Genomic DNA, 12,830 nt, shown 5'->3' with positions numbered 1-12,830 from the left:
GAAATCCCATTCTTATCTTAGCCTTGCAGTGTGATTAGCTACCACTATGCGAAATGCCGACCCTATTAATCAAAAGAAAATTAATCAAATGAAAAGAAAAAGGCCGGTAATTTACCGGCCCTGATATAAAAGGTAAAGCTCATGAAAGGCGAAAAAATCAGGTTTCTTGCAACCCGAGTTTTTTCTCCAGATAGTGGATATTGGTGCCACCATGCTGGAAGTTTTCGTCGTTCATGATGCGTTGCTGTAACTCAACGTTGGTCTTGATGCCATCGATAATGAGTTCTGCCAGCGCGTTTTTCATGCGGGCAATCGCAACATCACGGTTTTCACCGTAAGTGATCAGTTTGCCGATCATGGAGTCATAATATGGCGGCACGGTATAGCCGGCGTAAATATGAGACTCCCAACGTACTCCAAAACCACCCGGCGCATGGAAACGGGTAATTTTACCCGGACTCGGCAGGAAGGTATTCGGGTCTTCGGCGTTGATACGGCACTCTACTGCGTGGCCGTGGACTTTCACTTCATCTTGTTTGATGGAGAGAGGTTGGCCCGCAGCGATCCGCAGCTGTTCTTTGATCAAATCAACACCGGTGATCATCTCGGTAACCGGGTGTTCAACCTGAATACGGGTGTTCATTTCGATGAAATAGAACTCGCCGTTTTCATACAGGAACTCGAAAGTCCCCGCACCACGATAGCCGATTTCCACACAGGCTTTCGCGCAGCGTTCACCGATATAACGGCGCATTTCGCTGGTGATACCTGGCGCTGGTGCCTCTTCAACCACTTTCTGGTGGCGGCGCTGCATAGAACAGTCGCGCTCAGCCAGATAGATAGCATTACCCTGACCGTCAGCCAAAATCTGAATTTCGATATGGCGTGGGTTTTCCAGGTATTTCTCCATATAAACCATGTCGTTATTGAAAGCCGCTTTGGCTTCCGCACGGGTCATGTTAATGGATTGCTCCAGATCTTTGTCGTGACGAACCACACGCATACCACGACCACCACCACCACCTGATGCCTTGATAATGACCGGATAACCGATTCGTTTGGCAAAGGCTTTATTCTTGGTTGTGTCGTCATCCAGTGGGCCGTCAGAGCCAGGTACACAAGGTACACCAGCTTTCTTCATGGCATTTATTGCCGAAACCTTGTCACCCATCAGGCGAATGGTTTCGGCACGCGGGCCGATGAAGATGAAACCTGAACGTTCTACCTGTTCGGCAAAATCAGCATTTTCAGACAGGAAACCATAGCCGGGGTGAATAGCCACCGCGCCGGTGATCTCCGCAGCAGAAATGATTGCCGGAATGTTCAGATAGCTTTTAACAGAAGGTGCGGGACCGATACAGACAGTCTCGTCAGCCAATAACACGTGTTTAAGATCACGGTCTGCAACAGAGTGAACTGCCACAGTTTTGATCCCCAGCTCTTTACAAGCTCGCAGGATGCGTAGCGCAATCTCACCGCGGTTAGCGATTACGATTTTATCAAGCATGGAACGCCTCGTTATTCGATGACGACAAGAGGCTCGTCGAATTCAACCGGTTGACCGTCTTCAACCAGAATGGCTTTTACAGTACCGGATTTATCTGCTTCGATTTGGTTCATCATTTTCATCGCTTCAACGATGCAAAGAGTGTCACCAACAGAAACTTTCTGACCTACTTCAATGAAGGGTTTAGCATCCGGGCTCGGGGTGCGGTAGAAAGTACCGACCATTGGGGAGCGCACGATATGGCCACTGATAGCAGCAGGGGCAGCGGCTTCAGCAGGTGCTGGAGCGACAGCAGCGGCCAGAGCAGGTTGTTGCTGCGGCGCAGCAAAAGCATACGGCTGTTGCATCATTGGGTAGTTTGGTGCGGCAGGAGCACGACTGATGCGTACTGACTCTTCGCCTTCTGAGATTTCCAGCTCTGAAATGCCGGATTCTTCAACCAGTTCGATCAGTTTCTTAATCTTACGAATATCCATGAGTGTGATTCCGTACTCTTTTTGTGTTGCATTAGTTGGATTTTGACAAGCGATTTACCGCTGCCTGTAAAGCAAAGTTATAGCCATCTGCGCCAAGTCCACAGATTACGCCAACCGCGATATCAGAGAGATATGAATGATGACGGAAAGGCTCCCGGGCATGCACATTAGATAAGTGGACCTCGATAAACGGGATCTGCACACCTAACAATGCATCGCGCAGTGCAACACTGGTATGTGTAAACGCTGCCGGGTTGATCAGGATAAAATCGGTATTACCCCGTGCTTGGTGAATTCTATCAATCAGCACATGCTCTGCATTTGACTGCAAATGGGATAGCACCACATCCATTCCCTGAGCTTGAGTCTCTAATTGGCTGACAATATCAGCCAATGTAGTGTGACCGTACTTTTCTGGTTCACGTGTTCCAAGCAGATTCAAGTTAGGGCCATTCAGAAGCAAAATGTGAAACTTATCCGACATTGTGCTGGTATCTCCGGCAATTAGTCCATCATCGTAAAAAATAACCTGATGTCACCGATTTGTCACCTTTTTACGATGAATTTGACACTGCGATCGGCATTAAGGTCGGGCATTATAATGATATCGTAGCAATTAGCAGCTAAATACTGGTCTTATCAGCGAAGATATTCAATAGAAAAAGATAATGACCGATGAAAAGCTCAGGTTTTTAGCGGCACCATTGGCGAAATTTTTTATAGCGTAGCGCCAATAATATTGCTGCTATCACCGCGTAAATAATGGGGAATGGCGATAGCGTTTTGACCGACCAAAGATAATGAATTGGTGCAAGAATGGCGACAACATACACCAAATTATGCAATTTTTGCCAGTTGGCTCCCATTTTTCGTTGCGCCCACAAGGTGGATGTCACCGCCAGTGACAGTAACAATAGCCAACTTATTATGCCCAATGTCAGGTAAGGGCGGGTGACCAGCTCACGGCCCAGTAAATCAATATTACTCAGCCCAAGTTCCAGTACCGAATAGCTGACCAAATGTAGTGTTCCCCAGGCAAAACACCATAAACCCAACAACCGGCGGCAGCGGATTAACAGCGGCTGTTTGCCATAGCGCGCCAGTGGCGTGACCAGCAGTGTCGCCAATAATAATTTTAGGGTCATTAGCCCGGTGAAATGCTGAATATCTTTAGCCGGGTCGGCACTGAACCAACCTTGATCTACAGATAAAATTAGCCACAGAAAGGGGAGTGCGGCCGCCAACCAGATAGCCACTTTTAGCCACTTAATTTGCCGTAAACTGAGCCGCATCAGAAATTCTCCCGCAGATCCAAACCACGGTAGAGTGATGCGACTTGATCGGCATAACCGTTAAATAACAGTGTTGGCTGGCGCTGAACATCCAGGATACCGCCCGAGCCGATAAAGCGCTCAGTTGCTTGCGACCAGCGCGGATGGTTCACATGAGGATTCACATTGGCATAAAAACCATATTCGTTGGGCGCACTCAGGTTCCAGGTAGTCGGTGGCTGATCATGAGTCAGGCGAATATGAACAATGGATTTTATGCCTTTAAAACCGTATTTCCACGGGGTGATGAGCCGCAGAGGCGCGCCATTTTGTGGCGGTAGGGCCTTGCCATACACGCCCAGTGTCATAAAGGCCAATGGGTGCATCGCCTCATCCAGTCGCAATCCTTCGACATAAGGGTATTTCAGGCCGCCGCCAATAAAACGATCTTCCTGCCCCGGCATTTGATCCGGTGCATAAAGTGTCTGGAATGCGACATAGCGAGCATTGCTGGTGGGTTCAACCAGCTTAAGCAATTTGCCCAATTCAAACCCAATCCACGGCACCACCATCGACCAAGCTTCTACGCAGCGCATCCGATAAATGCGCTCTTCTAATGGGAAGCGTTTTATCAGGTCATCAATATCGAGTGTCATGGGCTTGGCGACGTCACCGTCGATCTTTATCTGCCAGTCTTCGGTTTTCAGTGTGCCAGCATTGGCGGCAGGATCGGCCTTATCCAAGCCGAATTCATAGAAATTATTATAGCCGGTGACTTTATCTTCCGGGGTTAGCGCCAAATCTGGGTGGTAAACCGTTGATTGAGTGAAATCCAGCGGCTTGCCAGACGGGGCTTTGGGGCGATTATTCCCTTTAAACCATGCTAGCAAATCAGCTTGCGCAGATGTGGGCAATGCCAGTGTAGCAGCAGTAATCCCCAATGCTTGCAACACCTTACGGCGCTGATAAAAAATACTTTCTGGGGTGACATCCGCTTCGGTTAGCTTGCGTGGCGTGGCAGCATTACGCAGGGAATGGGATAAAAAGTTGCGCATAAAATGACTCCATCAAACAGGGGGAAGCATATCGGCCTTATTGATATTAATCATGGCGGCTTATAGGGACAAGTGCTAGGGGGCGGAGAGAAATTTGAAAATCATTACAATACGGATAATAAGCTGGGGAGCATGACACTCTCCCCAGTGGCAGTGAATTAGCGAACTTTTACCAAGGTTCTACCGGTAATTTCGTTCGCCAATAGGCGAGCGGCGATGGTCGGGGCATCGGCGAGTGTGATAGCTTGCGAAGCTTGTTGATAGAAGCTTTCAGGCAAAATTTCCTGTAAGCGTTGCCAAGCTTGTAGACGGCGCTGTTGCGGTGTCATCACTGAATCTATCCCTTGCAACCGCACATTGCGCAGAATAAAGGGCATCACGGTCGTCGGGAGCGAATAGCCGCCAGCTAAACCACAAGCGGCCACGGTGCCGTTGTAATTCATCTGAGCCAACACTTTAGCCAGTAATTTGTCGCCAACAGTATCAATGGCACCCGCCCATAACTGTTTTTCCAATGGGCGGGAAGCATCAAGATAATCGTTACGTGACAATACCCGATGAGCACCGAGGCCTTTTAGATAGTCACTGTTACTGTCACGGCCAGAAATGGCGGCGATTTTATAACCCAGTGCTGCAAGTAGGGCGATTGCTGTGCTACCGACGCCACCACTGGCCCCGGTGACCACCACTTCGCCACTTTCTGGTGTCACGCCACCTTCCTCCAGCGCCATGACACACAGCATCGCGGTAAAACCAGCCGTACCGATAATCATGGCCTTACGCGGCTCTAACCCTTCAGGCATCGGCACTAGCCAGTCGCCGTTGACACGAGCTTGCTCTGCCAACCCACCCCAATGATTTTCCCCTACGCCCCATCCCGTCAGTAAAACTGACTGGCCGACATGAAAACGCGGATCTTCACTGCTGTGGACGGTGCCGGCAAAATCGATACCCGGCACCATGGGAAATTCACGGATAATCTTCCCTTTGCCCGTGATAGCCAGTGCATCCTTATAATTCAAGCTGGACCAATTAACATCAACGGTGACATTACCGGCTGGCAATTGTGACGGGGATATTTCGCGCACTTCTGCGGTAGTCCGGCCTTCAGTTTGCTCAAGTACAAGCGCTCGCATATAACACCTATAGATAGTATGAATGCAGAAAGGTATAGATTAAGAGTGAGTCAATATAGCGACAACATCAACCTTATAGCCTGATCAAGAACAAAAATGAGGCCGATGATTTCGTCCGTGACTATCCTTGAAAGAGGATTCACCAGAAGTTCTGTGAAAAAGGCTGAGTTATGGAGTTATGGTCGTATTATGAGGTAAAAAATCAGTATTATGGTGGCAATTTGTCATATAGTGTCTTCCTCAAAGGAACAGAGGCATTTTTTTCACTGAATTGCGCTTCGCAAGGTTAAAGGATGCGATTTACAACCAAACTTTCTGTGTTTATGACCTTGCTGGTCGTATTGGCTATGTGTTTAGTGTTACTGGGTAGCACGGCCAGTTTTTTTTATTTGTGTCAGAAAAAAATGGAGCATCGCCTCCAGAGCATCGTAACAGCTTATGATCAGTCATTGTTGCTGCAACCTGCTGATAAAGAACGTGAATGGCTGCCTATAATGATGCGAACCCTGGGCGTGTTGGAAGTTAGCGTCCAGAATGAAAACAGCACGTTATACCAACTAAAACTCCCCGCCATTTATGCTCCCTGGAACAGTCAAAGCCGCTATCGTAGCCTGGTGGTACCGATGCTGCATCAACCAGGGACTTCAATGCATTTCAGCTATATTGACCCCTTGAGTAGCTATGCTCGCTCACTTTATGCTGTCGCGATTTTGTCATTGGTGGCCGTGATTGTCGCGATGACACTCCTGCTAAGCTTCCGTTGGCTGCGTGAGCAGACCGCAGGTCAGGAAAAACTTGAGTGGCGAGCCAAACGTATTCTGAATGGCGAACGTGAACACGCTATTCATAGCGAAGGTCATGAATGGCCACCTTGCGCCAGCCGCGCTATTGATCATCTATTGGCTGAGTTGATAGAAGTTCGGGAAGAGCGTAATCGCGTTGATACTTTGATTCGTACTTTTGCCGCGCAGGATGCCGAAACCGGCTTCAGTAATCGCCAATTTTTTGATAATCAGTTGACGACTCAAATGGAGGAATCCGGCGCTCATGGGGTGGTTATGATGGTGCAGTTGCCGGACTTTGATAGCCTAATTGAAACAGGTGATCACCAGCAGGTTCAAGAACTGATGCATTCGCTGATTAACCTGCTTTCTACCTTTGTTACTCGCCATCCCTCTGCGTTATTTGCGCGTTACCATCAGAGTGACATTGCGATTTTACTGCCCCATAAAACACTAAAAGATGCCGCTGTTATGGCCGCACAATTAGTCCATGCAGTCGGGTCGTTACCCGAGCCACATGTTATTGACCGTGAGTCATTGCTGCATATTGGTATTGTGGCGTATCGCAATGGCGATTCAGCCGAACAAGTAATGGATAATGCTGGACAAGCGACCAAAAATGCGGCGATGTATGGGGGGAATGGCTGGTATGTGTACGATACCAAAGTAGCAGAAAAAGGGCGTGGCAGTGTCAAATGGCGCACTTTGTTAGAACAAACACTGGCTAATGGTGGCCCACGGCTTTATCAGAAACCGGCTGTTACCGTTGATGGTAAAATTCACCATCGTGAAATAATGAGCCGCATATATGATGGTGAACAAGAATTACGGGCTGCTGAATTTACACCACTGGTACAATTATTCGGTCTGGGTGAGCGATATGACCGTCAAAAAATTGATCGGATAATTCCTTTATTAGCTTTATGGCCGGACGAAACTCTGGCATTTTCTATCAGCGTTGATTCATTATTGCAGCGTCCTTTCCAGCGCTGGCTGCGGGATACGCTGTTGCAATGCAGAAAATCTGATCGAGAGCGAATTATCTTTGAACTTGCAGAGGCAGATGTGTGTCAATATATCAGCCAAATCCGTCCGATGATGCGTTTGTTACTCGGTGTAGGCTGCAAGGTTATGGTGTCGCAAGCCGGATTGACAGTTGTCAGTACGTCATACATTAAGTCTCTCCGGGTTGAAATGATTAAACTTCATCCAGGATTAGTCAGAAGCATTAATTTGCGTTATGAAAATCAGTTGTTTGTCGAAAGCCTGACCGGTGCCTGTGCGGGAACACATGTAAAAGTTTTTGCAGCAGAAGTTCTTACCCGTGAAGAATGGCAAACGCTGAAAGAAAAGGGTGTTTATGGTGGACAGGGCAATTTTTTTGCTCCGCCAACGCTTTTAAACCCCGGAAAGAAAAAATATTCGTATTAGGGACATGTTTAGCCTGATCGTTGAGCAAAAATTAACGTAGAATGTGTCAGTCATTTCCGTAAATCGTTGGTGGGCACTTACTTCCGACGAGAATCAGGTTAAATGTTAGATTTTATGTGCTGTGTTACGCCGGTCGTTGCGCAGAATCTGTGTTGTGTCGAGGGTTTATTCAACCTTTTCAAGCAACATGGGGGCTGAATGAAACGAGATGTCAATAACGCAGCTACTTTTTCACCGAATCAGGACGTTTTTGCGCCTTGTCGCTGCTTCGTGTGGTTGGTAAAGTAGGCGGATTTTATTTTCCGCCCCCAGCTTGCAGGATTATCCTTTCGTTATGTTTAAGAAATTTCGTGGCATGTTTTCCAACGACTTGTCCATCGACTTGGGTACCGCCAATACCCTTATATATGTTAAAGGACAAGGCATTGTACTGAATGAACCTTCAGTGGTTGCTATTCGTCAGGATCGTGCCGGTTCACCGAAGAGCGTTGCGGCTGTAGGCCATGATGCCAAACAGATGCTTGGGCGTACCCCCGGCAATATCGCAGCTATTCGCCCGATGAAAGACGGCGTTATTGCCGATTTCTTTGTCACTGAAAAAATGCTGCAACACTTTATTAAGCAAGTTCACAGCAACAGCTTTATGCGCCCGAGTCCGCGTGTATTGGTGTGCGTACCGGTCGGGGCAACTCAGGTTGAGCGCCGTGCGATCCGTGAATCAGCTCAGGGCGCAGGCGCCCGAGAAGTGTTTCTGATTGAAGAGCCTATGGCTGCGGCAATTGGCGCAGGTTTACCGGTTTCTGAAGCGACCGGTTCAATGGTTGTAGATATTGGTGGCGGTACCACAGAAGTGGCCGTTATCTCTCTGAACGGTGTGGTTTACTCTTCTTCCGTGCGTATCGGTGGTGACCGCTTTGATGAAGCCATCATTAATTATGTGCGCCGTAACTACGGTTCACTGATTGGTGAAGCGACAGCTGAGCGTATCAAGCACAGCATCGGTTCTGCTTATCCGGGTGATGAAGTTCTGGAAATTGAAGTCCGTGGCCGTAACCTTGCAGAAGGCGTACCACGTGGCTTTACGCTAAATTCCAATGAGATCCTTGAAGCGCTGCAAGAGCCGCTGACCGGTATTGTTAGTGCAGTTATGGTGGCGCTGGAACAGTGCCCTCCAGAATTGGCATCTGATATCTCTGAGCGCGGTATGGTGTTGACCGGTGGTGGCGCATTGCTGCGTAACCTGGATCGCCTACTGATGGAAGAGACCGGCATCCCAGTGGTGGTGGCAGAAGATCCATTGACCTGCGTCGCTCGAGGTGGTGGTAAAGCGTTGGAAATGATCGACATGCATGGCGGCGATTTGTTCAGCGAAGAATAGTTAGCCAAAGGGAGAAGGGCCGGTCGGATAAATCTATACCCAAGGTAAAGTCATTGGCGTTGCAGCCAGGCAAAGGAACGAATTCGGATGCGCTGACACAGGTCAGTTGTTCGTGTGAGTGAAAGCCGTGCAGAGTGCTGTAACGTCAAGTACGAAGGGATGATTCAGATTTGGCGCTTCTTCTTTCATGCCGCCAAGGAATACGCATAATTTATGAAGCCGATTTTTAGCCGGGGTCCATCCCTGCAACTGCGGTTGTTTTTTGCCGTTCTTGCAGCCATTGTTTTGGTTATTGCGGATAGCCGATTGGGTACATTTGTTAAAATCCGTACCTACATGGACACCGCCGTTAGCCCTTTCTATTTTCTGGCCAATGGGCCACGTAAAGTTCTCGACAACGTTTCTGAAACTCTGGCTACCCATAAGCAGTTAGAGCTGGAAAACCGTGCGTTACGCCAAGAGCTATTGCTGAAAAATACTGACCTACAGTTGCTCGGACAGTTTAAGCAGGAAAACAACCGGTTACGTGAATTACTCGGTTCTCCGCTGCGTCAGGATGAACAAAAAATGGTGACTCAGGTGATGTCCAGCGGGACAGACCCTTACAGTGACCAAGTAGTTATCGATAAAGGCTCTAACAATGGCGTGTATGAAGGCCAGCCGGTTATCAGTGACCGGGGTGTCGTGGGCCAGGTTGTTGCGGTCAGTAAATTAACCAGCCGCGTCTTATTGATTTGTGATACCTCCCACGCGCTTCCTATCCAGGTCTTGCGAAATGATATTCGGGTGATTGCCGCCGGTAGCGGTTGCACCGATGACTTATTATTAGAGCACTTACCTAGCAATACAGATATTCGTGTTGGTGATGTATTAGTGACCTCCGGTTTGGGCGGGCGCTTCCCCGAGGGTTATCCGGTCGCCGTGGTTTCTTCGGTCAAAGTGGATAACCAACGCGCTTATACAGTGATTCAGGCGCGTCCGACCGCCGATTTGCAACGTTTACGTTATCTGCTGTTATTGTGGGGCGCCGATCGCAATGGCGATATTCCACTCCCCCCCGCTGAAGTTCGCCGGGTCGCAAATGAACGTTTGGCTCCCATGATGTCGCAAGTATTACCTGCCGCCGATGAGATGGGCCCTCCGGCACCATCCGCAAACACGGCACCAACAGCAGTGACTGCTCCGGGAGTATCACCATGAACCGCTACAGCAGCAATGGCCGTTGGGTTATCTGGTTATCTTTCCTGATTGCCATGGTGTTGCAAATTATGCCGTGGCCTGAACAAATTTATATGTTCCGGCCTTCGTGGCTAGCATTAGTCTTAATTTATTGGGTGATGGCCTTACCGCACCGGGTGAATGTGGGAACGGGTTTCATTCTCGGGCTGATTATGGACCTTATTATGGGGTCCACTCTCGGGGTGCGGGCGCTGGCGCTCAGTATTATTGCTTATTTGGTCGCGTTTAAGTTTCAGCTATTTCGCAATATGGCGCTGTGGCAACAGGCGCTCATTGTGATGTTGCTGTCACTGACAATGGATGTCGTGGTGTTTTGGTCTGAGTTTTTAGTCAGTAATGTCTCATTCCGCCCCGAAGTCTTCTGGAGTAGTGTGGTCAACGGTATTCTATGGCCGTGGCTATTTTTGTTAATGCGTAAAATTCGCCGTCGATTTACGGTGCAATAAGGATTTAAGACTCATGACCGCCCTGTATCTCGCTTCTGGTTCTCCACGCCGCCGTGAATTATTAACCCTGCTTGATGTCCCTTTTGAGGTGCTGAAAACAGAAGTTGAAGAGCTGCGGAGACCAGAGGAAAGTGCGCAAGAATATGTCCAGCGTTTGGCACAGGACAAAGCACGAGCAGGGGTGATGGTCGCTCCACAGGATCTGCCAGTACTTGGAGCCGATACCATTGTGGTGTTAAATGGGCAAGTATTAGAAAAACCACGAGATAAAGCCCATGTGCAGGAAATACTCAGTGCGCTGTCCGGGCAGCAACATCAAGTGATCACAGCGGTGTCACTGGCGGATAAACAAGAGGTGTTATCTACCATGGTGGTGACAGATGTGACATTCCGCGTGTTATCTCAGTTGGAAATCAGTGACTATATTGCTACCGGTGAACCCATGGACAAAGCGGGCGCTTACGGTATTCAGGGGAAAGGTGGTTGTTTCGTCAGAACCATTAGCGGCAGTTACCATGCTGTAGTGGGTCTGCCGTTAGTTGAAACCCATGAATTACTAAGTCATTTCATTGCGCTGCGTAATGTGAGAGGAAGTCATGACAGCTGAATTACTGGTCAATATCACACCGTCTGAAACGCGGGTTGCCTACATTGATGGTGGCATCCTGCAAGAAATTCACATTGAGCGCGAAGCGAAAAGAGGCATCGTCGGCAATATCTACAAAGGCCGTGTTAGCCGGGTGTTACCGGGCATGCAGGCGGCTTTTGTCGATATCGGGCTGGATAAAGCCGCTTTCCTTCATGCTTCCGATATCATGCCCCACACCGAATGCGTGGCTGGGGATGAGCAGAAAAATTTCAATGTGCGCGATATCGCTGAACTGGTTCGTCAGGGGCAGGATTTAATGGTGCAGGTGGTGAAAGACCCGCTGGGCACCAAAGGCGCACGTTTGACCACCGATATCACTCTACCTTCCCGCTATCTGGTCTTAATGCCAGGGGCTGCTCATGTCGGTGTTTCCCAGCGTATTGAAAGTGAAGCTGAACGCGAACGCCTGAAAAAAACCGTGGCAGAGTATTGTGATGAGCAAGGCGGTTTTATTATCCGTACCGCCGCGGAGGGGATTGGTGAAGAAGAGCTGGCCGCTGATGCCGCCTTCCTTAAGCGCTTATGGACGAAAGTTCAGGAACGTAAAAAACGCAATATCACCAAATATAAGCTATATGGTGAAATGGCACTGGCGCAGCGGGTGCTCCGTGACTTTGCCGGGGCTGCGTTGGATAAAATCCGTGTCGACTCCAAATTAACTTATGATTTGCTGGTGGAGTTTACCAGTGAATATATTCCAGAAATGACTGAGAAACTGGAGCTGTATGCGGGTAAACAACCCATTTTTGATCTCTTTGATGTCGAAAATGAAATACAGCGCTCTTTAGAACGCAAAGTTGAATTAAAATCAGGCGGTTACCTGATTATTGACCAGACAGAAGCCATGACCACCGTGGATATCAACACCGGTGCATTTGTCGGCCATCGTAATCTTGACGAAACTATCTTCAATACCAATATTGAGGCCACTCAAGCTATCGCCCGCCAGTTGCGGATGCGAAATCTGGGCGGGATTATCATTATTGATTTCATTGACATGAGTAATGAAGAACACCGTCGGCGCGTTTTGCATTCACTGGAACAAGCGCTGAGTAAAGATCGGGTAAAAACCAGTATTAACGGTTTCTCTCAGCTAGGCTTAGTAGAAATGACCCGCAAGCGCACGCGGGAGAGCATCGAGCATGTGCTGTGCAATGAGTGCCCGACCTGCCGTGGCCGTGGCACGGTCAAATCAGTGGAAACCGTGTGCTATGAAATCTTGCGCGAGATTGTCCGTGTTCACCATGCTTATGATTCTGACCGCTTCCTGGTTTATGCTTCTCCGGCAGTGGGCGAAGCGCTGAAAGGCGAAGAGTCTCATGCGCTGGCTGAAGTGGAAATCTTCGTCGGTAAGCAAGTGAAAGTCCAGATTGAGCCACTGTATAATCAAGAACAATTTGATGTGGTGATGATGTAAGCACCTCCCGGCCTTTGTATATATAGGTTCTATCGGGAGCCGC

Annotated in this window: 12 protein-coding genes; 6 read left to right on the top strand and 6 right to left on the bottom strand. The window is 48.8% G+C overall.

Annotated elements, in window-relative coordinates; all coding sequences use genetic code 11:
• Nucleotides 1-157: 157 nt before the first annotated feature.
• From accC to OP863_RS17825, 6 genes are all read right to left on the bottom strand, one after another.
• Nucleotides 158-1,507 (bottom strand): acetyl-CoA carboxylase biotin carboxylase subunit, encoded by a 1,350-nt coding sequence (gene accC / locus OP863_RS17850; RefSeq protein WP_011817284.1) that lies wholly within the window; start codon nucleotides 1,505-1,507, stop codon nucleotides 158-160.
• Between the two features lie 11 nt (nucleotides 1,508-1,518).
• Nucleotides 1,519-1,983: an acetyl-CoA carboxylase biotin carboxyl carrier protein gene (gene accB, locus OP863_RS17845; protein ID WP_038638613.1), complete on the bottom strand. Its 465-nt coding sequence runs from the start codon at nucleotides 1,981-1,983 to the stop codon at nucleotides 1,519-1,521.
• A gap of 31 nt (nucleotides 1,984-2,014) precedes the next feature.
• Nucleotides 2,015-2,467, bottom strand: a complete 453-nt coding sequence (gene aroQ, locus OP863_RS17840) for a type II 3-dehydroquinate dehydratase (protein WP_038638616.1) — start codon at nucleotides 2,465-2,467, stop codon at nucleotides 2,015-2,017.
• A 208-nt stretch (nucleotides 2,468-2,675) separates the two neighbouring features.
• Nucleotides 2,676-3,275 (bottom strand): protein-methionine-sulfoxide reductase heme-binding subunit MsrQ, encoded by a 600-nt coding sequence (gene msrQ / locus OP863_RS17835; RefSeq protein WP_038638619.1) that lies wholly within the window; start codon nucleotides 3,273-3,275, stop codon nucleotides 2,676-2,678.
• Complete coding sequence (gene msrP, locus OP863_RS17830; protein ID WP_038638622.1) at nucleotides 3,275-4,309, bottom strand: protein-methionine-sulfoxide reductase catalytic subunit MsrP; 1,035 nt, start codon at nucleotides 4,307-4,309, stop codon at nucleotides 3,275-3,277. Before msrP ends, msrQ begins: the two co-directional genes overlap by 1 nt.
• 158 nt (nucleotides 4,310-4,467) lie before the next feature.
• A complete protein-coding gene (locus tag OP863_RS17825; protein WP_038638625.1) occupies nucleotides 4,468-5,445 on the bottom strand; it encodes an MDR family oxidoreductase in 978 nt (325 codons plus the stop codon).
• A 293-nt stretch (nucleotides 5,446-5,738) separates the two neighbouring features.
• Between OP863_RS17825 and csrD the strand changes: the two genes are divergently transcribed.
• From csrD to rng, 6 genes are all read left to right on the top strand, one after another.
• Nucleotides 5,739-7,658 carry an RNase E specificity factor CsrD gene (gene csrD / locus OP863_RS17820; RefSeq protein ID WP_145588328.1) on the top strand — a complete coding sequence of 640 codons (1,920 nt, stop codon included), beginning with the start codon at nucleotides 5,739-5,741 and terminating at the stop codon, nucleotides 7,656-7,658.
• A gap of 334 nt (nucleotides 7,659-7,992) precedes the next feature.
• Complete coding sequence (gene mreB / locus OP863_RS17815; RefSeq protein ID WP_002228205.1) at nucleotides 7,993-9,036, top strand: rod shape-determining protein MreB; 1,044 nt, start codon at nucleotides 7,993-7,995, stop codon at nucleotides 9,034-9,036.
• Between the two features lie 213 nt (nucleotides 9,037-9,249).
• Nucleotides 9,250-10,236, top strand: a complete 987-nt coding sequence (gene mreC, locus OP863_RS17810) for a rod shape-determining protein MreC (protein ID WP_038638634.1) — start codon at nucleotides 9,250-9,252, stop codon at nucleotides 10,234-10,236.
• The gene (mreD, locus tag OP863_RS17805) at nucleotides 10,233-10,721 is read left to right on the top strand and encodes a rod shape-determining protein MreD (protein WP_038638637.1); all 489 of its coding nucleotides are present in this window, start codon (nucleotides 10,233-10,235) and stop codon (nucleotides 10,719-10,721) included. Before mreC ends, mreD begins: the two co-directional genes overlap by 4 nt.
• 13 nt (nucleotides 10,722-10,734) lie before the next feature.
• The gene (locus tag OP863_RS17800; protein WP_265525676.1) at nucleotides 10,735-11,328 is read left to right on the top strand and encodes a Maf family protein; all 594 of its coding nucleotides are present in this window, start codon (nucleotides 10,735-10,737) and stop codon (nucleotides 11,326-11,328) included.
• A complete protein-coding gene (rng, locus tag OP863_RS17795; RefSeq protein ID WP_038638642.1) occupies nucleotides 11,318-12,787 on the top strand; it encodes a ribonuclease G in 1,470 nt (489 codons plus the stop codon). Before OP863_RS17800 ends, rng begins: the two co-directional genes overlap by 11 nt.
• Nucleotides 12,788-12,830: the final 43 nt, after the last annotated feature.

The sequence above is a fragment of the Yersinia sp. SCPM-O-B-9106 (C-191) genome, assembly GCF_026183365.1.
Classification (GTDB): domain Bacteria; phylum Pseudomonadota; class Gammaproteobacteria; order Enterobacterales; family Enterobacteriaceae; genus Yersinia; species Yersinia rochesterensis.
This window is presented reverse-complemented; position numbering and strand designations above follow the sequence as displayed.

What these genes read in the sequence shown, in the direction of transcription:
- mreB (WP_002228205.1), top strand. Translation starts at nt 7,993, where the DNA reads ATGTTTAAGAAATTTCGTGGCATGTTTTCCAACGACTTGTCCATCGAC.
- csrD (WP_145588328.1), top strand. Translation starts at nt 5,739, where the DNA reads ATGCGATTTACAACCAAACTTTCTGTGTTTATGACCTTGCTGGTCGTA.
- rng (WP_038638642.1), top strand. Translation starts at nt 11,318, where the DNA reads ATGACAGCTGAATTACTGGTCAATATCACACCGTCTGAAACGCGGGTT.
- mreD (WP_038638637.1), top strand. Translation starts at nt 10,233, where the DNA reads ATGAACCGCTACAGCAGCAATGGCCGTTGGGTTATCTGGTTATCTTTC.
- aroQ (WP_038638616.1), bottom strand. Translation starts at nt 2,467, where the DNA reads ATGTCGGATAAGTTTCACATTTTGCTTCTGAATGGCCCTAACTTGAAT.
- msrP (WP_038638622.1), bottom strand. Translation starts at nt 4,309, where the DNA reads ATGCGCAACTTTTTATCCCATTCCCTGCGTAATGCTGCCACGCCACGC.
- OP863_RS17800 (WP_265525676.1), top strand. Translation starts at nt 10,735, where the DNA reads ATGACCGCCCTGTATCTCGCTTCTGGTTCTCCACGCCGCCGTGAATTA.
- accC (WP_011817284.1), bottom strand. Translation starts at nt 1,507, where the DNA reads ATGCTTGATAAAATCGTAATCGCTAACCGCGGTGAGATTGCGCTACGC.
- OP863_RS17825 (WP_038638625.1), bottom strand. Translation starts at nt 5,445, where the DNA reads ATGCGAGCGCTTGTACTTGAGCAAACTGAAGGCCGGACTACCGCAGAA.
- accB (WP_038638613.1), bottom strand. Translation starts at nt 1,983, where the DNA reads ATGGATATTCGTAAGATTAAGAAACTGATCGAACTGGTTGAAGAATCC.
- mreC (WP_038638634.1), top strand. Translation starts at nt 9,250, where the DNA reads ATGAAGCCGATTTTTAGCCGGGGTCCATCCCTGCAACTGCGGTTGTTT.
- msrQ (WP_038638619.1), bottom strand. Translation starts at nt 3,275, where the DNA reads ATGCGGCTCAGTTTACGGCAAATTAAGTGGCTAAAAGTGGCTATCTGG.